Here is an 18,461-nt window from a genome sequence, read left to right on the forward strand (position 1 = left end):
TTATAGTTGTTTTGAAAGTTCAGAAATTATTTCAACAGCTTTGTCGTAATCTTTTTGCATTGCAACATCAGATGACGGCGTGTAACGAGCAAACTCGCAATCGTTCATTAATTGCATAAATTGTGCTACATCATTTTTATTTGCTTGTTTATCGTGCAACATTTCTTGAATATTTTCTTTACTCATTTCTGAAGTTTCAATATGCAATTTTGCCTTCAAGAAATTGTGTAATGCTTTTTCCATTGCCATATAAAAAGGCACTTTATTACCCATTTGTTTTTTAGCGTCTGCTAAGAATTTCTTAGCTAAACGATTGTTTCTTTTAATTTTATTGCCAAAAACATCTGCATCAATGGCTTCTTTTTTCTTCTTAGCCAAAATGATAATTGGAATTAAAAGTAAAGGTGCAAACAATAAAGAATAGAATAAATTTGAACCTAAGAAATCTTTTTTAGTAACCGATTCGAATTTAGAATTTAATTTTATGAATTGAAAAACGTTATTTTTAACAACTTCTTTTTTATTAGATGCAACTGCATTTGTATTTGCCGTAAAGTTTGGATTATCTAAAACATCAATCGTAATTTCTTCAGAAGTTATGGTTTTATACATTTTTGAACCTAAATCAAAGTAACTGAAAGTTATAGGTTGAATCGTATATTTTCCTTTAAACTGAGGAACAATTGTATAAGTATCAGAAATTTTACCGTTCATTCCAGATAAAGGAGTTTTTACTTCTTCTTTATGTTGCGGGTCAAATACTTCAAAAGCACTTGGAAATTCGGTTTTTGGTAAATCTAATAATTTTAAATTTCCATTTCCTGAAACCGCTATTTCTAAGTCTAACGATTCTCCTGTTTTTAACTTTGTTTTTGATGGTTTTACTTTAAATGTAAAATTACCTACCGCACCTTTAAAATCGGCTGGTTTACCATTTTCAGGAAGCGGTTTTACATTAATGGTTTTTGAACCAGCCGTAACTGTTTTGGTCGTTAATTGATACGATTGCTGTCCAAACATGTTTCTTCTACCAGAAGGAACTTGAATTTCTAGATTAATAGAAAGTGGTTCTATTGGTTTGTTTCCTGCTTCAAGCGGATATAAAATTACTTTTCGCCACATCACCATTGCATAGTCTTGCCCATTATAAGTAGCTTCGACAGCTTCTAATTTTTGAATGTCGATATGTTGACTCCAAAAACCATTATACTTAGGGTTTTTAAGTTCTTTTACATTTCGAATAATAAATCTTGGATCAAAATACAACTTATAAACAACCGTTAAAGGTTCGTTCATATATGGATTTGAATTTGAAATTTCAGCTACTAAATGAACGCCTTCTCCTGCAACATAATCTGGACTATTGGGGTCTTTTGGAACAGGAATAGCATCGGTTACTGTTACTTTTACAGGAGCTGATTTTAAAATATTTCCGTCGTACTCAATCGTTGCCGGTTTAATAGTTAAAACTCCTTTTTGAGTAGGTTGTAGAATGTAAGAATAACTAAGACTAAATGATTTTACACCGTTTATCCATGAGAAATTTCGAGATTGAAATGGTCCTCCAACTAAAGTAAAACCATCAAAGCTTGGCGCTTGAAAATTATCTGCATCTTCATTTACAGAAAATTGAACCTGAATTCTTTCGTTTAAACCAACTGTATTCTTGCTTACTTTAGTCTCAAATTTTACTTGAGCTTGAAGTAAGGAAGTTAAAAAGAAAACTATAAATATTACTGTCTTTTTCATTTTATCAATCGCGTGGATTTCTATTTCTTTCTACCAATCTTTTTCGTTCGTAACCGGACTAGCTTTTACTTTTTTTGCATTTATCTTATCCTGTATTTTTTGTTCAGAATTGTTTACTGCATTAAGTAAATTTTCTATTTGTTGCTTATTTGCTCCAGAAGGTTTTGGATTAGGTTGCTCTTTTTTATCTTCATCTCCATTGTCATTTTTGTCCTTTTTATCTTCACCTTCTTTCTTGTCGTCTTTCTTATCTTTACCGTCGTCCTTTTTATCTTGATCTTTCTTATCTTTGTCTTTTTGGTCTTGGTCTTTTTTATCTTTATCCTTGTCTTTATTTTTGTCTTTATTCTTATCGTCTTTTGGAGGATTTTCTTTTAATTTTTTCTTAGCTAAAGCATAGTTATAACGTGTTTCATCGTCTAGCGGATTATTGCGTAATGCGTTTTTATAAGCATCGACAGCTCCTTGATAATTTTTTTCCAACATAAATGTATTTCCTAAATTATGAAATGCTTTATGCTTTTCTTCTTTTGTTTTGGCAACTTCAACCGCAGATGCAAATTTATATTTTGCTTCTGAGGGTTGATTTTGGCGGTAAATACTATTTCCTAAATTGTAGTTTGCAACTGCTTTTTTATCCGCATTATTTGATTGTGAAACTCTTAAATTAGACTCAGATTTCACATACTCTTTTGCTTCAAAAGCTGTTGTACCATCATATAAATTTTGGTCTTTATTTTGACTAAAAAGTACTGATGTAATAAACAAAACTAAAGCTACTGTTATCTTTTCCATTTTACTTCTTATTAAATAAATTTAGTTTTTGAATCCAAGTTGTTTTCTTCTCGAAAAAGAAAACATCAAGTAAGATTAAGAAAAAAGCAACTGCTAGAAACCATTGATATTGGGTTTGATATTCAGCAATTTGTTCTGTTTCAAACTCAGTTTTTTCAATGTTGTCCATTGCATTTTTTAATCGACCTAAAGCTTCTTTAGTGTTATTTCCTGCAATATAACCACCGTTTGTATTCTTAGCGATTTTCTCTAAAATATCAGTGTTTAATTTGGTAATAACCGTTTCACCTTTACTATCCTTTTTATATTCTGAAAGAGAACCGCTATCGTTTTTAATTGGAATTGGTCCGCCACTTTCGGTACCAACACCCATGGTTATAATTTTAATCCCTTTTTCTTTAGCCAATTCACTTCCTGCATCAGAATCTGCTCCGTGATCTTCTCCATCTGAAACTAAAATGATTAATTTACTTGTATCGACAGCATCAAAATAGGTTTCAGACAATCGAATAGCATCGTTTAAAGCCGTTCCTTGCGAAGAAACCATATTTGTATTCATATTTTGTAAATACATTTTAGCAATACTATAATCGGTTGTCATTGGTAAAACCGGATAAGCGCTACCTGCATAACCCACAATTCCAACTCTATCGTTACCTAAAGTACTGATGATACTAGAGATTAATTGTTTTGATTTTTCTAAACGATTAGGCGCAATGTCTTCGGCCAACATACTTTTTGAAATATCTAAAGCGAAAACAATATCAATTCCTTGACGTTTTACCGTTTCCATTTTAGTTCCAATTTTTGGGTTTACCAAAGCAATAATTATCGAAACTAAAGCAAGTGATAAGGTTACAAACTTTAAAACTGGTTTAAAACTAGAAGCTTCTGGACTTAATCGTTGAACCAATTCTAAATCGCCAAATTCTGCTCTTTTTTTTCTTCTCCAAAACAATTGAAACAAGAAAACAACTACTAATAATGGAATTATTAATAGCAAGTATAAATATTGTGGATTTTCTAATTGATGATACATCGTTTCAATTTCTAATTTAAACTAAACCTTTGAAAATAGTGTTCTTTAAAAGCACTTCAATAAATAATAAGAATAATGCAAGCCAAACGAATGGTTGGTATTTCTCATCGTAATTAAAGTATTTTTTTTCTTCTACTTCTGTTTTTTCTAGTTTATTAATTTCGGTATAAATTTCTTTTAATTTAGCATTACTTGTTGCTCTAAAATATTTCCCGTCAGTAGTTTTGGCAATTTCCTTCATTAACTTTTCGTCAATTTCTACTTTCATGTTTTGGTACAAGAACTTACCATTTGGAGCTTTTGCGTATGGAAAAGGAGCCATTCCATTTGTTCCAATTCCAATAGTATACACTTTAATTCCGTATTCTTTTGCAATATCAGCAGCCATTCTTGGATCAATAGTTCCCGAATTATTTACTCCATCAGTCAATAAAATAATAATTCTGCTTTTTGCTTTACTGTCTTTAATTCGATTAATTGCTGTTGCTAATCCAACACCAATTCCGGTTCCATCAGCGATAATTGAATCGTCATATTCTACTGTTTTTAACGACTGAAGAATTACTGTTTTATCAGATGTAACTGGAGTTCTTGTATAACTTTCTCCTGCATAAACTACCAATCCAATTCTATCATTTATTCTGTCTTCAACAAATTCTGCAGCAACTCTTTTTAAAGCTTCTAAACGATTTGGTTTTAAATCTTTTGCCAACATACTTCCCGAAACATCAATTGCCATGACAATATCAATTCCTTTTGTCGTTCTAGATTTTGAAGAAACATCTACACTTCTTGGTCTTGCTAAGGCTACAATAATTGCACTTAAGGCCAACATTCGTAAAACGAACAATAATGGTTGTAGCTTAGCAATTAGAGTTGCGCTGCCTTTGAATGATTTTATTGAACTTATTTTAAGTGTTGCTCGTTGTTTTTTGTTTGTAAACCAATACCAAGCAATTGCAATTGGAAGAACCAAAAACAACCAAAAAAATTCGGGATGTAAAAATGTGATGTTCTTCATTATTTAACTACTTTTCTTAACTCAATCGATTCAACAATTCGTTTCATTATTTCAGCTGCATTTTCATCTTCCAATTTGTGAACCAATATTAACTCTTGGATTCCGGTTCCTTGAGAAAACACTAAAATGGAATAATACATTTTAATATCTTCTTTAGAAATTGGATCTAAAACGGTAAATGTTCCTTCCGATTTTTTTCCTGTTAACCCTTTTGGATCTTCATAATCTCCAGTGTTTACAACTATATTTTTAGCTCCAAAAGATTCTAATTGTTTTAAATCTTGTTCTAAAACCATATCTAATGAACCTTGAACCGAGTCTTTAAAAGAAGTGGTACTTAAAACAACTGAAAAATTATCTAATATACTTCCGTAAAAGAAAGTACTAGTTGACTTTACATTTTCTGGTAGATTATTTAAAATACGAGCATCTGTATTTCTTGTTAATGCTTTTGGTGTTGATATAATTATTGCTGGATCTCCATAATCTGATGTTACCCATTCATCTTCTAACATCGATTTTGTACTGTGGCCAATAATATTATCTCTTAAGAAATCCATTCCTTTTGTAACTCCTAAAAAGACAAGAATTATAGATAAAATAATTCCAACTAAAGTTAAAGGAATAAAAATACGTTGTAATTTTTGTGAACGTTCTTTTTTACGTTTTAATTCTTCTGCAAATAAGTTTTCTGTTTCTTCTTCTGTTCTTGGAATGGCTTTATCTAATGAAATTAAAAAGGTATTAATCGTGTTTTTATCATTTTCAATTTCAAAATCTAATGGTTTTGATTTGGCAAATTTCACCAAATCAGACGTTTCCATTACTCTTTTAAATTTTGCTAAAGTATCAGCACTTATTTTTATGTTTTTTTTACGAACTGAAACTTTCAAAGCATCAAACAATTCATTAGATGTACTTTCCATTGCAGGAATTTCAATTACTTCTTCAATATAATTTCTGGTAATATCAGTTAGTTCAGAATAATACGCTTTTGTTTCTCCTTTTTGCCAAAGTGATTTTTTTTCTAATACTTCTAATTCCGCTATTGCTTTTTCAATTGGCGAAGCAAATAAAATAGCTTCTGCTTCATTCTTTTTATTTTGTCGTTTCTTAATGAAATAATAAGCTCCGTAACCAATTAATGCCAAACCAATTAAGATTAAAATAGCATATAACCACCAATAACTAGTCGGTTTTTCCACTTTAATAATTGGTTTAATATCAAACATTTGTTGTTTAATTGTGTCTACGACAACATCATTTACAACAATTGCGAAAGAGTCGGTTCTAAAGGTTTTATTGTTTATTAATACTGCTAATTTTGGGAGTACGTATCTTCCAGAATCAAATTGAGTTAATCCGTATTTTTTTATTAGTTCTAATTTATCATTTGATTTTATAGAATCAATTGGATACGATTCTAAGACTTCTAAAACGCCGAAAAGTTTTCCATCAGGAAAAACAACTTTATCTGTTTTAGAAACATTGGCTTTAATAGTTAAATTGAACTGTGAGCCAATTTTTATTTGAGTAGAATCTACAGAAGAAGTGATTGATTGAGAGAATGAAATTGTGCTTATTAAGGAAAATAAAAACATGAGACATCTCGACTTCGCTCGATGTGACAAAATCATTTTAATTAAAGTAATACTATAGAAATCTTTATTTGGTTTCATTATCTTTTCTCTTTTCTCTAAATTCTCAATTTCTTGCTTTAAAATAACCTAATAACTTGGTTACATAACTTTCATCAACCCTAGAGCTTAAAACACCTGCTCCTGATTTTGAGAACATTTCTGAAAAATATTTTACATTATCTGCATATTCTTTTTCATAAGCCAAACGAACACTTTTAGAGTTTGTATCAACTAACATAATTTCTCCAGATTCGGCATCAAGCATGTTTACAATTCCTAAATTTGGAATTGACTTTTCGCGTTCATCATAAACCCTAATTCCGGTTAAATCGTGTTTTTTAGCAGCAATTTTTAAAGTTTTTTCATAATTATTAACCATGAAATCTGAAATTAAAAACACAATCGCTTTCTTTTTCATTACGCTCGATAAAAACTTCAAAGCTTGAGCTAAATCAGTCTTTCTGCTTTTAGGTTGAAATTCAATTAATTCTCTAATGATGCGTAAGACGTGAGATTTTCCTTTTTTAGGCGGAATAAACAATTCTATTTGATCTGAAAATAAAATTAAACCTACTTTATCATTGTTATTTGTTGATGAAAAAGCCAAAGTTGCTGCAATTTCGGTAATGATTTCGCTTTTAAATTGGTTTTTAGTTCCAAAAATTTCCGAACCACTACAATCTACCATCAACATCATGGTTAATTCTCGTTCTTCTTCAAAAACTTTTACATAAGGCTCGTTTGTTCTAGCAGTAACATTCCAGTCAATTGATTTTACATCATCGCCATATTGATATTGTCTAACTTCAGAAAAAGTCATTCCTCGTCCTTTAAAAGACGTATGATATTCTCCCGAAAAGATATGATCGCTCAATCTTCGGGTTTTGATTTCTATTTTTCGAACTTTTTTAAGAATTTCTTTAGTATCCATTTTTTTGAGGCATTAGGCAATAGGCTATAGGCAATAGATGTTTCACTAATCCCTTTTACCTTTTACCTTGTCACTTATTAAGGTACTTCAATTTCGTTTACAATCTTATTAATAATATCAACCGAAGTTACGTTTTCAGCTTCAGCTTCATAGGTAATTCCAATTCTGTGACGTAAAACATCGTGGACAACAGCACGTACATCTTCTGGAATAACATAACCTCTTCTTTTAATAAATGCATAACATTTAGCCGCAATCGCTAAATTAATACTTCCACGAGGTGAAGAACCAAAACTAATTAATGGTTTTAAACTTTCTAAATTGTATTTTTCTGGATAACGAGTAGCGAAAATGATATCTAAAATATATTTTTCAATTTTTTCATCCATGTACACTTCACGAACCGCTTGTTGCGCTCTAAGAATTTGTTCTACAGAAACAACCGGGTTTACTTTAGTATACTCGCCACTTAAATTTTGACGAATAACTAATCGCTCGTCTTCCATTTTTGGATAATCTATAACTGTTTTCAACATAAAACGGTCCATTTGAGCTTCAGGCAAAGGATAAGTTCCTTCTTGCTCAACAGGGTTTTGTGTTGCCATTACTAAAAACGGTTTATCTAACTTAAATGAAGTGTCTCCAATAGTTACTTGTTTTTCTTGCATGGCTTCTAAAAGTGCCGATTGTACTTTTGCAGGAGCACGATTAATTTCATCAGCTAAAACAAAGTTTGCAAAAATTGGACCTTTTTTAATAGTAAAATCATTGTCTTTTACACTATAAATCATCGTTCCTACAACATCAGCAGGTAATAAATCTGGTGTAAATTGAACTCTACTGAAAGAACCTTGCACAGCTTGTGACAAAGTATTAATTGCCAACGTTTTTGCTAAACCAGGAACACCTTCTAGTAAAATATGTCCTTGTCCTAAAAGTCCAATGAGTAATCTTTCGATCATGTATTTTTGACCTACAATTACTTTATTCATTTCCATGGTTAATAAATCAACAAATGCGCTTTCTCTTTCTATCTTTTCATTTATCGCACGAATATCAATTGCAGCAGTATTTTCTTCCATTTTCATTAAATTTAGGGGTCAAATTTTGTAAAAAAAATTAACATTTCAAAATTGAAAATTTATTTGCTACTTCATTGTTAATATACCGTTAAAAAAAACAAACAATTGCTTAATTTAGGAGTGTTTTATGATTTTGTTTTATATTTTTAAGAAATAATCTGTTTTTAATGATCAACAAACGCTTATTGATAAAAAATTTGCTTACTCACAATGATGAGAATAGTTTCTATGATAAAAAAAGACAGCTAAATCTTCATACTCGTGAAGGTAAGTCAAAATTTTTAAAACATATTTGTGCCCTTTCTAATTCTAATCCTGTAAATAATTCTTATATAGTTGTAGGTGTTGAAGATGAAGCGAATGAAATTACTGGCGTTGATTTTTATGATGATAGTAGAATTCAAAATTTAGTAAATGCTTTTTTAGAAAATCCACCAAAAATTCAATATGAAAATGTTCCTTTTCCATTATTAAGTAAAGAAAAAGTATTAGGTTTAGTTACTATTAAACCTAAAAATACGGTTTCTTTCTTTAAAAAAGGAATTCATACAATACCCGCAAATACGGTTTTTATTAGAAAGGGAAGTAACTCAATGCCTACGGAAGAAAAAATTCCATTTTCAAAAATGAATGCTGAAACTGTTATTAGTATTGAAAACAATTCTAGAAATAGTATTAAAAACACCCTTGATAGCGTTCTAGAATTTGTAAATGTAAAACACAAAGATTTACATTCAGAATATAATGTTTTTAAAGAGTTATTTGTGGTTTGCTGGAGCGGAGTAAAGAAAAAAGTAAGAGACCAAGTATTTTACTCTAGAGTTGATATAGAACTTATAAACGAACAGGTAAAGCTTTTTTACTCTGCACAAGATGATGTAAACATTAGTTTTGATAATGATTCTTTTACGATTACTGAATATGTTGCTTTAGGCATAAACGACAAAACGAGTTACTATCCATTAGAAAAAGTTACAATTACATTTTTTGACAATGGCTATTATAAAATAAACACCGAATTGTTATTTAAGCCTCCACAATTTAATAGAAAAATGTTACATCATATTTATAACTCCAACTTATCTATATTAAAAAAGTTAAAAAAAGGAAATGCATTAAGTCTTAATGAGCTTAAAGACTTGGAAAACCTACCTTCTATTTTTATGATTTGTTTTTTAAATGGTTTTGAAGAGGCAAAAGATTTATTAATAGAATCAAAGCCTTATTTAAAAAAGTTTAACCATAACTCATACAATTCTTTTAAAGAAGTAATGCGGGTTATTAGAAAAATGAAATATAACAACTAATTATTATATTTAGAATATAAAAAAATTAAGCTTAAATAACCTAAACTTATAATAATTCCAAGTATATAAACAATATTAAACTGAAGAGTTATATTTATTTTAGGCATAAAAAAATAAACTTCTTGAAAAAAAGTATAGTATGCTAAGTTTAATATTAGGTAAAGCCAAATTAAACTTAACACAAGTAATGAAATAACTATTTTTGAATATAATTTCATATTTACAAAATTTTATCTTTTTTGTAAATATGAAATTATATATAAAAACAATATTTTAGTTGCAATAAATCTATATATTTTGTTAAATATTTATGAATTTACACAAAACCATGCTTTTTAGCCTCTCTTATTATATCTTCATCTGTTCCTTTTTGAACACAAAAGAAGTCCTTTATTTGTGCTTTTCTTTTGTCTATGGCACTCATAGATAAATTTATGTGATTAGGAAGGTTTTTAGACTGAATTCCGCTTGCTAATAAAGTAATTATTTGCCTGTTAAAATCATCTAAAAACATATCGTTAGAAAGTAATTCTTGAATACTTTCATTAACTGTTTTACTTATATAAACATCATCATTTAACAACATTTCAAATGCCTTTAAGAATTCTTCTGCTGTAAAATCGCTTTTTACTAATAGACCATGTGGAGCAACTTTCTTTTGAAGTTTATATAAAATGAAGGCTTCTGCATGAGAAGTTAAAATAACTATTTTTGATAATGGAAATTTCTTTTTAGCAAATACTGCTAAATCTTCTCCTGAGTAAATCTCTTTTTCTTCATAAGGAGGAAGGCTTAAGTCAAGAAAAATCATATCAAACTCATAAATGTCTTCAGACTCTGCCATTTTTTTATAGGCAGATTCACAATCATAGGCCGGAAACACTTCTATTTCGCAACCTAAATCATTATAAGACAGGATACTTTTGTATCCTTCAATCATTGATGGATGATCATCCACCATAAAAATAGAAACCTTTTTTTTCATGATAATAATTTTAGATTAGGGGGAATTCAATTATTATTGTTGTGCCTTCGTTTTTTGTAGAATAGATTTTAAAAAAGCCACCCATAGATTCAGCTCTCTCTTTCATGTTTTTTAATCCAATTCCGCTTTTCTTCTTGTTTGGGTTAAACCCTACTCCATTATCTTTAACTGAAAGAACAATTTTTTCAAAATCATTCTTATATATTTTTACATATATATTAGTAGCTTTTGCATATTTATTACAATTGTTTAGAGCTTCTTGGGTAATTCTAAAAATATTCATTTTTATTGAAGCATCAATAACATCCCATTTTAGGTTTTTATCTAAATCAAATTCAGTTTTTGCAGAAAATAGTTTGTTTTGATCTTCAATTAACTCTTTAAAAATACTTTTAAAACTATTTTTTTCACTAAACTTATCATTATTTAATTCATGTGCAATAGAACGAACTTCTTTTTCAATATTTTGAATGTCATTAATGTAACCTATACAACTTTTAATTGTTTCTTCATCTCTCCTTTTGGTAAGTACAAATAAATTTAACCTTGTACTGGTAAGTTTATTCATTATTCCATCATGAAGTTCTTTTGCAATTCTATTTTTTTCTGTATTTCTAACTTCATCAACCTTAAGTTGCTGATTGATCATAAGCTTGTAAATTTCTTCATTTACAGCTTGTTGTTCTTGTACAAAGATAAGTTCTTTTTGCTTACTTCTTTGATAAAGAATAATATACAATAAAACACCAAAAGATATAATAATTAATGAACTACAAATAATTAATGCACGCTGTTTTGTTAAAATTTGTTTTTCAAGAATAATTTCGTCTGTTTCAAATTCAATTCGAGCAAGTTTATTTCTTGTCTCTCTTTCTACTTTATATAGACTATCACTAAGAGCTATATATTCTTTTGAATAGACTAAACCTTTTTCTGGTTCAATTTTATTAAATAAATCAAGAGACTGTAATACATCTTCATGGAATTTTGATTTTTTAGCTAAAAAATATGCTTCCTTATTTAATTCGAGTGCTTTTGTTTTATTTTTATTTGCTAAATAATATTCTGCTAAATGTATTTTACTTTTTATAATTCCTGAAGCATTTTCTAGACTGTCTCTAACGTTTAGAGCCTGTGTAAAATATATGAATGCGGCGGCATCTTTTAACTTAAACTTAGAGTAAGCTAAGTTATCTAATAAAGAAGCATAAACTAATGAATACTTTTTATCAATATCTTTAATATCTAACCCTTTTCTAAAGTTAATTTCTGCCTCTTTATATTTATTTTGCTTTAAATAAACAAGACCTATATTATTATAAGACTGAGCTTTTAAAATTTCATAAAAGGATTCTTTTTTCAATTCCTCACATTGAAACAAAGCTTTTTGATGATACTCTAGAGCTTTTTCATAATTTTCAAGTCCTGATAATGAACTTCCTAAATTAACATAACACTCATATTTAAAAACCTCATCGTTTTCAGACAAACTTAACGCTTTAATTGTCGCCGCCTCGCTACCCAAAAAATCTTTTTCATATAATAAAATATACGCTTTATAAAGAATAACTTTAGCTAAGTTTTTTTTATCATTTATTCTTAAAAAAAGTTCTTCTGCATTTTTATAAAAAATAAATGCGCTATCATTTTGAGTTTTCTCAAAATAATAATCTCCAATATATAATTGAGCTTTTGCAATATTTAAAGTATCACTATCTATATCACTATACTCAAGCAATACTTGAGAAGTTTTTTTGTATTTTTCTAATTCATAAAGATTAAAATAATTATTTGCTACACTAAAAAGTTTTGTTCTCAACAAAGAGTCGTTTTTTTTCTCCAACAGTTTTCTATAAACAGAATCAGTAAACAAAACTTTTTGAGGCTTATTGAAGTTGTCATTTTGCGACAAAGCAATTAACTTATCTATCTCTTCAAAATCATTATCTTGGGTATTCTTCTTATTAGAACACCCAAGAAACAATAGAATTATAAAAATATAGAGTAGTTTATCCAATATTTATGTTTTAAAAAAAATTTAAAACAAATATATAGATTTTACTTTTTAATTACCCTTGTTTTGGTTTATAGATTGGGTCACCCGCAACTGAAGTAGTCATAGGAGTTACTCCAGGTGCTACTATTGTATCTCCAGCTTTTTGAAACAAACCTTCATTCATTTCTTCTTCAAACTGAACGCTTGATTCATTATAATTTTGATCTAAATCATCTGTAGTACAAGAAACTAAAGAAGATGTAACGAATACGATTCCAAAAAATAAAATTGCTTTTTTCATGATTTAAAGATTTAAAGGTTATTTTTAATTACTAATTTCATTGTTATTTGTTTTGGTATAATAAATTTGGACTTATAACACCTTATTTTTGATACTCCAAAAATAAGGTGTTATAAAAGATTCATTTTACAGGTTTTCTGCCTATTTTGTTAAACTTTAGCCTTGATACACATGGTTTTTTATGTATTTTTGAATTACATTAAGAAAACAATATGAGGAAGTTTGTAATAGGAGATATACACGGTGGTTTTAAAGCTTTAAAAGAAGTTATTAATGAAATAAACCTAACCTCCACTGATCGATTAATATTTTTAGGCGATTATGTAGATGGTTGGAGCGAATCTCCAGAAGTGTTAGATTTTTTAATAGAACTTCAAAAAAACTCAAACTGTGTTTTTATAAAAGGAAATCATGATGATCTACTTTTAAACTACTTAAAAAATAAAACCTACAATGATGAATGGTTTAAACATGGAGGAGAATCTACTATTAATGCATACAAAAAAATAGATGCTCAAAAAATAAAACATCATATATCATTTTTAGAAAATCTAAAAGATTATTATATAGATGAAGAGAATCGTCTATTTATACACGCTGGTTTTACTAATTTAAAAGGGGTAGAATTTGAGTTTTTTAAACCTCTTTTTTATTGGGACAGGACGCTTTGGGAAACTGCACTTTCTTTAAACCCAAATTTATCAATAGAAGATAATCTATATCCAGATAGATTTAAACTTTATAAAGAAATATACATAGGTCACACTCCTGTTACTAGAATTTATGAAACCGTTCCTGTAAATAAAGCTTGTGTATGGAATATAGATACTGGGGCTGCTTTTAAAGGTCCTTTAACTATTTTAAATATCGAGACAAAAGAATATTGGCAAAGTGAGCCCTTAAACGTTTTATATCCTAATGAAATGGGGCGTAATTAAATAGGAAGTTTTATATTTGCATTAACAAAAATATTTAAAAAATGAAAAAAATATTACTATTAGTTGTTTTGTTTACAAGTATAGCAAACGCACAGATTTTCACTGGCAAAGGAGATTTAAAACTTCATTTAGGTGCTAATATCCAAGATCAAGGTTCTGGGGTTACCGGGTCTTTAGATTATGGAATTGGAACAAATATGTCGGTTGGGTTTTCTTCAATCTATTTATTAGGAGTTAGAGATATCGCAGGAGACAAGCCAAATGTTGATGAACGTTTTGATTTAAGAGCTCGTTTCAATGCAAATATTGCTGATGTTTTTGGTATAGAAGATAAATTTGATGTTTACCCAGGTTTAAATATTGGTCTTAAAAACTTCGGGGCACATATGGGAGCGCGTTATTATTTTACTGATGGCTTTGGAGTTTATTCTGAAATTCAGTTTCCAATAGCACAATATAAACCACGCGTTGAAGGGTTTGAAAAATATAATAACCAATTTAACTTGTCTATTGGTGCGAGTTTTAATTTATAAGCCATGAGTGTAGTTGTTGAAAAAAGATTAAAAGACAGAAGCAATTCTAAATGTGAATTATGTGGTAATGAGCACGATTTAGTTTTATTTAATGTTGCACCACATGAAACGGCAAGTGTAGACCATTCTATCTTAGCTTGTAAAACATGTGTATATCAAATTGAGAATCCTGAAAATATGGATGCAACACATTGGCATTGTTTAAATGACAGTATGTGGAATGAAAACCTTCCGGTTCAAATCGTTGCTTGGCGAATGCTTGCGCGTTTAAAAAAGAACGATTTACTAGACATGATGTATTTAGATGAAGAAGCTTTAGAGTGGGCAAAATCTACAGGTGAAGGCGAAGAGGAAGACGAAAATAAAATTATTCACAAAGACAGTAATGGTGTTGTCTTGCAAGATGGAGATTCTGTAGTGCTAATTAAAGATTTAGACGTAAAAGGCGCAGGATTTACAGCAAAACGCGGTGCTGCAGTTCACAACATCAAATTAGTTTGGGATAATGCTGAACATATTGAAGGTCGTGTAGAAAACCAACATATAGTAATTTTAACGCAATACGTGAAGAAAACGAAGTAACTAAACAATAACATTACACTAAATAAAAAGCCTGCTAAATTAAAATAGCAGGCTTTTTATTATTATTTCGTTTGAAAATTACAAATCAAACTTAATTCCTTGTGCTAAAGGTAATTGATCAGAATAGTTAACGGTATTGGTTTGTCTTCTCATGTATACTTTCCAAGCATCAGAGCCAGACTCACGTCCACCACCAGTTTCTTTTTCACCACCAAATGCTCCACCAATTTCAGCACCAGAAGTTCCGATGTTTACGTTAGCAATTCCACAATCTGAACCTGCAAATGATAAGAATTTCTCTGCTTCTTTCATTTCGTTTGTCATAATAGCCGAAGATAAACCTTGTGCTACTCCGTTTTGAATTTCAATTGCGTTCTCTACATCTCCAGAATACTTCATTAAGTATAAAACAGGAGCAAAGGTTTCATGTTGTACAATTTTGAAATGGTTTTCAGCTTCAATAATAGCTGGTTTTACATAACAACCCGATTCGTATCCTTCTCCAGAAAGAACGCCTCCTTCAACTAATACTTTTCCACCTTCTGCTTTAGCTGCTTCAATTGCCGCTAAATAAGTATTTACAGAATCTTTATCGATAAGCGGTCCAATATGATTTTTTTGATCTAATGGATTTCCAATAGTCAATTGCCCATAAGCACCAACGATTGCATCTCTTACTTTATCGTAAACCGATTCGTGAATGATTAATCTTCTTGTAGAAGTACATCTTTGTCCTGCAGTTCCTACAGCGCCAAATACTGCACCAGGAACAACTACTTTTAAGTCGGCAGTTGGAGTAATGATAATTGCATTGTTTCCTCCTAATTCTAATAACGATTTACCAAAACGCTCAGCAACTGTTTTACCAACAATTCTTCCCATTCTAGTAGAACCTGTAGCAGAAATTAATGGAATACGTGTATCAGTAGTCATCATTTCACCTACTTTATAATCTCCGTTTATGATACAAGAAATACCTTCAGGTAAATTATTTGCTTTTAAAATATCAGCAATTATATTTTGACATGCTACTGAACATAAAGGTGCTTTTTCCGACGCTTTCCACACACAAACATCTCCACAAATCCATGCTAAAGCAGTATTCCAAGCCCAAACAGCAACTGGAAAGTTAAACGCTGAAATAATTCCAACAACTCCTATTGAATGCCATTGTTCTCTCATTACGTGACCAGGACGCTCAGAAGGAATCGTTTGTCCGTTTAATTGACGAGATAAACCTACTGCAAAATCACAGATGTCAATCATTTCTTGAACTTCTCCATAACCTTCTTGTAAAGATTTTCCCATTTCATAAGAAACTAATTTTCCAAGAGGTTCTTTTAATTCTCTTAATTTGTTTCCAAATTGACGAACAATTTCTCCTCTTTGCGGAGCTGGCATTGCTCTAAAAGTTTTAAATGCAGCTGTTGCACTCTGCATTACTCTTTCATAATCTGCAGCAGTAGTCGCTTTTACTTTTCCTATTAATTGACCATCAACTGGTGAATAACTTTCTATTAATTCTCCGTTAGAAAACCACTCGCTTCCTGTAGAAGTTCCTTCATTTATTGCTTTTACACCTAATTGCGCTAAAGCTTCTTGCATTCCAAATTGTTGTGCTATTGTTGACATATTTAACTTTTTTTCTTGTTTTTGTTATATTTGTGCAAATATATTGAATATTAATGAGATTAAAAAAAGTGGGCTAAACCTAAGATTCTTTAGAAACAAATCTTTCGTCAGTTTCCATAGTTGTTCCACACTTTTTACAGGTTCTTAACTCTTTAGAGCCGTAAAAATGCTTGAAATGAGACAGAAAATCTTTTTCGATATCATTTAACTCGAAATAAACCTCATGTAATTTTTCATTACAATTATCACAAAACCAAAGCAAACCATCAGGGATTTCTTGTCCTTCACGTTTTCTTTCAACTACTAACCCAATTGAATTTTCTTCTCTAACAGGTGAATGTGGCACTTTAGCAGGTAATAAAAACATATCGCCAGCACCTAAACGCATTGCTTTTTTCTCACCGTTTTCTTGTACATAAACCGTTATATTACCTTCTAATTGGTAAAACAGTTCTTCCGTTTCATTATAATGATAATCTTTTCTTGCATTTGGTCCTGCAACAATCATAACAATATAATCTCCAGAGTTTATATATAAATTTTTGTTACCCACTGGTGGTTTTAGAAGGTGTCTATTGTCTTCAATCCACTTAGTTAAATTAAACGGTTTTGCTATTTCCATATTCTAATAAATAAAAAGTAAAGTTACTAAAAATAAAAAAGGTTAGCTATGATAATTCACAACTAACCTTTTAAAGATTTTATGTTTTTTTTATTTTACTTCTTTTGCTAAATATAAATAAACTGGGAAGTGATCACTAAAACCTGGAACTCCATTTGAGTTTCTTAATGGATAACCTTTCCAAGGACCCTCTTTTTGAATTAAAAAAGGTTTGTTGTAAACTCCTGCTTTCCAGAATGTCCATGTACTAAAATCTTTTCTAATGTAAGGCTCTGATAATAACATTTGGTCAAATAAATCCCAAGAATCACGATAAGCTAAAGTTCCTATACCGTCTTGCGACATTTTTTCCATTGGATTATAAATTCCAAATTGCTTTACTTCTTCTTTAGATGCTTTTGCACCAACCTCTTTTTTAACACTCTTATTATAAGGACCGTCATTTAAATCTCCCATTGTTATAATTTTAGCATTAGGGTTAATTTTATATAAAGAATCAATAATTTTTCTATTTAACCTTCCAGCTGCTTCTCTATTTGGACTACTTTTCTTTTCACCTCCAGAACGAGATGGCCAGTGATTTACAATAAAACTAACTTCCTCACCGTCTAAAATACCAGTAACTAATAATTGGTCACGGGTATAAATTCTTTTTGTTTTAGAGTCTACAGAACCTTTGTCGTCAGTTTCCTCTTCTTCCTCTTTTTTAGGTTTCTTTCCATTTTTAGAATCATCTGAATAAATGTATAACGGAACATTTGTATAACTAGTAGGTGTAAAATACTTTCCTTGATATAATAAACCTACATCAATTCCTCTTTTATCAGGAGAATCAAAATGTATAATACTATAACCTCTTGCTGCTAATTTTGGATGTTTAACCAAGTCTTCTAAAACTCCTCTATTTTCTATTTCACAAACTCCAATAACAACCGGAGAGTTTAGAGGGTTGTCGCCTGTTCCTATTTCATTTATAACTCTTGCCAAGTTATCCAACTTCTTTTTGTAGTTTTTAGATGTCCATCCATTTACAGGGGTATATTCTTCATCATACGTTTTAGGATCATTTATAGTGTCAAATAAATTTTCCAAATTATAAAATGCAACGGTGTGAATTTTAAACTTTTTCTCTTGAGAAAAAACATTACTCAATGTAAAAAGAATAAATACTGCAGCAAATAATTGTCTAATTTTCATAAATTATATGTTAGTTAATGTTATGTTAATGTCAATTCTATTACAAAATAGGTGCCAAAGGTAAATAATATTATTAAAAGTTATACCTTTGCACACTGTTAAGTTTAATAC

At 29.9% G+C, this 18,461-nt stretch carries 17 protein-coding genes; 4 read left to right on the forward strand and 13 right to left on the reverse strand.

The features are described from left to right. From OLM55_RS03085 to OLM55_RS03115, 7 genes are all read right to left on the reverse strand, one after another. Positions 1 to 1,749, reverse strand: coding sequence for a BatD family protein (locus tag OLM55_RS03085; RefSeq protein ID WP_264559956.1), 1,749 nt, complete (start codon positions 1,747 to 1,749; stop codon positions 1 to 3). A gap of 30 nt (positions 1,750 to 1,779) precedes the next feature. After that, complete coding sequence (locus tag OLM55_RS03090) at positions 1,780 to 2,544, reverse strand: tetratricopeptide repeat protein (RefSeq protein WP_264559957.1); 765 nt, start codon at positions 2,542 to 2,544, stop codon at positions 1,780 to 1,782. Position 2,545: 1 nt separating this feature from the next. Next, positions 2,546 to 3,583, reverse strand: a complete 1,038-nt coding sequence (locus tag OLM55_RS03095; protein ID WP_264559958.1) for a VWA domain-containing protein — start codon at positions 3,581 to 3,583, stop codon at positions 2,546 to 2,548. 16 nt (positions 3,584 to 3,599) lie between these two features. Beyond that, positions 3,600 to 4,604 (reverse strand): VWA domain-containing protein, encoded by a 1,005-nt coding sequence (locus OLM55_RS03100; protein WP_264559959.1) that lies wholly within the window; start codon positions 4,602 to 4,604, stop codon positions 3,600 to 3,602. Further along, the gene (locus tag OLM55_RS03105; protein ID WP_264559960.1) at positions 4,604 to 6,283 is read right to left on the reverse strand and encodes a BatD family protein; all 1,680 of its coding nucleotides are present in this window, start codon (positions 6,281 to 6,283) and stop codon (positions 4,604 to 4,606) included. Before OLM55_RS03105 ends, OLM55_RS03100 begins: the two co-directional genes overlap by 1 nt. A gap of 25 nt (positions 6,284 to 6,308) precedes the next feature. Then, positions 6,309 to 7,175 carry a DUF58 domain-containing protein gene (locus OLM55_RS03110; protein WP_264559961.1) on the reverse strand — a complete coding sequence of 289 codons (867 nt, stop codon included), beginning with the start codon at positions 7,173 to 7,175 and terminating at the stop codon, positions 6,309 to 6,311. Positions 7,176 to 7,252: 77 nt separating this feature from the next. Beyond that, entirely contained in the window at positions 7,253 to 8,257 is a 1,005-nt protein-coding gene (locus OLM55_RS03115; protein WP_264559962.1) for an AAA family ATPase, read from the reverse strand. A gap of 167 nt (positions 8,258 to 8,424) precedes the next feature. Between OLM55_RS03115 and OLM55_RS03120 the strand changes: the two genes are divergently transcribed. Further along, complete coding sequence (locus OLM55_RS03120) at positions 8,425 to 9,564, forward strand: ATP-binding protein (RefSeq protein ID WP_264559963.1); 1,140 nt, start codon at positions 8,425 to 8,427, stop codon at positions 9,562 to 9,564. Between the two features lie 316 nt (positions 9,565 to 9,880). Here the strand turns inward: OLM55_RS03120 and OLM55_RS03125 are convergent, their stop codons facing one another. From OLM55_RS03125 to OLM55_RS03135, 3 genes are read right to left on the reverse strand one after another with little or no spacing between them, the layout of a single operon-like run. Beyond that, complete coding sequence (locus OLM55_RS03125) at positions 9,881 to 10,549, reverse strand: response regulator (RefSeq protein ID WP_264559964.1); 669 nt, start codon at positions 10,547 to 10,549, stop codon at positions 9,881 to 9,883. Between the two features lie 10 nt (positions 10,550 to 10,559). Further along, positions 10,560 to 12,566 carry a sensor histidine kinase gene (locus OLM55_RS03130; protein WP_264559965.1) on the reverse strand — a complete coding sequence of 669 codons (2,007 nt, stop codon included), beginning with the start codon at positions 12,564 to 12,566 and terminating at the stop codon, positions 10,560 to 10,562. A gap of 52 nt (positions 12,567 to 12,618) precedes the next feature. Then, the gene (locus tag OLM55_RS03135; protein ID WP_264559966.1) at positions 12,619 to 12,846 is read right to left on the reverse strand and encodes a hypothetical protein; all 228 of its coding nucleotides are present in this window, start codon (positions 12,844 to 12,846) and stop codon (positions 12,619 to 12,621) included. 212 nt (positions 12,847 to 13,058) lie between these two features. Between OLM55_RS03135 and OLM55_RS03140 the strand changes: the two genes are divergently transcribed. From OLM55_RS03140 to OLM55_RS03150, 3 genes are read left to right on the forward strand one after another with little or no spacing between them, the layout of a single operon-like run. Beyond that, entirely contained in the window at positions 13,059 to 13,784 is a 726-nt protein-coding gene (locus OLM55_RS03140) for a metallophosphoesterase family protein (protein ID WP_264559967.1), read from the forward strand. A gap of 41 nt (positions 13,785 to 13,825) precedes the next feature. Continuing rightward, positions 13,826 to 14,317, forward strand: coding sequence for a DUF6646 family protein (locus OLM55_RS03145; RefSeq protein ID WP_264559968.1), 492 nt, complete (start codon positions 13,826 to 13,828; stop codon positions 14,315 to 14,317). A gap of 3 nt (positions 14,318 to 14,320) precedes the next feature. After that, the gene (locus OLM55_RS03150; protein WP_264559969.1) at positions 14,321 to 14,899 is read left to right on the forward strand and encodes a PhnA domain-containing protein; all 579 of its coding nucleotides are present in this window, start codon (positions 14,321 to 14,323) and stop codon (positions 14,897 to 14,899) included. A gap of 78 nt (positions 14,900 to 14,977) precedes the next feature. On the opposite strand, the gene OLM55_RS03155 is transcribed toward OLM55_RS03150, so the two are convergent. From OLM55_RS03155 to OLM55_RS03165, 3 genes are all read right to left on the reverse strand, one after another. Further along, entirely contained in the window at positions 14,978 to 16,531 is a 1,554-nt protein-coding gene (locus OLM55_RS03155; RefSeq protein WP_264559970.1) for an aldehyde dehydrogenase family protein, read from the reverse strand. 79 nt (positions 16,532 to 16,610) lie between these two features. Then, complete coding sequence (locus OLM55_RS03160; RefSeq protein WP_264559971.1) at positions 16,611 to 17,153, reverse strand: 3-hydroxyanthranilate 3,4-dioxygenase; 543 nt, start codon at positions 17,151 to 17,153, stop codon at positions 16,611 to 16,613. 90 nt (positions 17,154 to 17,243) lie between these two features. Further along, positions 17,244 to 18,350, reverse strand: coding sequence for an endonuclease/exonuclease/phosphatase family protein (locus OLM55_RS03165; RefSeq protein ID WP_264559972.1), 1,107 nt, complete (start codon positions 18,348 to 18,350; stop codon positions 17,244 to 17,246). Positions 18,351 to 18,461 lie beyond the last annotated feature (111 nt).

The organism is Flavobacterium sp. N2270, assembly GCF_025947225.1.
GTDB lineage: Bacteria > Bacteroidota > Bacteroidia > Flavobacteriales > Flavobacteriaceae > Flavobacterium.

Bases quoted from the DNA above. Each gene is read 5' to 3' on its own strand.
- OLM55_RS03150 (WP_264559969.1), top strand. From the start codon at position 14,321: ATGAGTGTAGTTGTTGAAAAAAGATTAAAAGACAGAAGCAATTCTAAA.
- OLM55_RS03125 (WP_264559964.1), bottom strand. From the start codon at position 10,549: ATGAAAAAAAAGGTTTCTATTTTTATGGTGGATGATCATCCATCAATG.
- OLM55_RS03095 (WP_264559958.1), bottom strand. From the start codon at position 3,583: ATGTATCATCAATTAGAAAATCCACAATATTTATACTTGCTATTAATA.
- OLM55_RS03165 (WP_264559972.1), bottom strand. From the start codon at position 18,350: ATGAAAATTAGACAATTATTTGCTGCAGTATTTATTCTTTTTACATTG.
- OLM55_RS03110 (WP_264559961.1), bottom strand. From the start codon at position 7,175: ATGGATACTAAAGAAATTCTTAAAAAAGTTCGAAAAATAGAAATCAAA.
- OLM55_RS03105 (WP_264559960.1), bottom strand. From the start codon at position 6,283: ATGAAACCAAATAAAGATTTCTATAGTATTACTTTAATTAAAATGATT.
- OLM55_RS03135 (WP_264559966.1), bottom strand. From the start codon at position 12,846: ATGAAAAAAGCAATTTTATTTTTTGGAATCGTATTCGTTACATCTTCT.
- OLM55_RS03120 (WP_264559963.1), top strand. From the start codon at position 8,425: ATGATCAACAAACGCTTATTGATAAAAAATTTGCTTACTCACAATGAT.
- OLM55_RS03115 (WP_264559962.1), bottom strand. From the start codon at position 8,257: ATGGAAGAAAATACTGCTGCAATTGATATTCGTGCGATAAATGAAAAG.
- OLM55_RS03145 (WP_264559968.1), top strand. From the start codon at position 13,826: ATGAAAAAAATATTACTATTAGTTGTTTTGTTTACAAGTATAGCAAAC.
- OLM55_RS03160 (WP_264559971.1), bottom strand. From the start codon at position 17,153: ATGGAAATAGCAAAACCGTTTAATTTAACTAAGTGGATTGAAGACAAT.
- OLM55_RS03090 (WP_264559957.1), bottom strand. From the start codon at position 2,544: ATGGAAAAGATAACAGTAGCTTTAGTTTTGTTTATTACATCAGTACTT.
- OLM55_RS03140 (WP_264559967.1), top strand. From the start codon at position 13,059: ATGAGGAAGTTTGTAATAGGAGATATACACGGTGGTTTTAAAGCTTTA.
- OLM55_RS03155 (WP_264559970.1), bottom strand. From the start codon at position 16,531: ATGTCAACAATAGCACAACAATTTGGAATGCAAGAAGCTTTAGCGCAA.
- OLM55_RS03100 (WP_264559959.1), bottom strand. From the start codon at position 4,604: ATGAAGAACATCACATTTTTACATCCCGAATTTTTTTGGTTGTTTTTG.
- OLM55_RS03085 (WP_264559956.1), bottom strand. From the start codon at position 1,749: ATGAAAAAGACAGTAATATTTATAGTTTTCTTTTTAACTTCCTTACTT.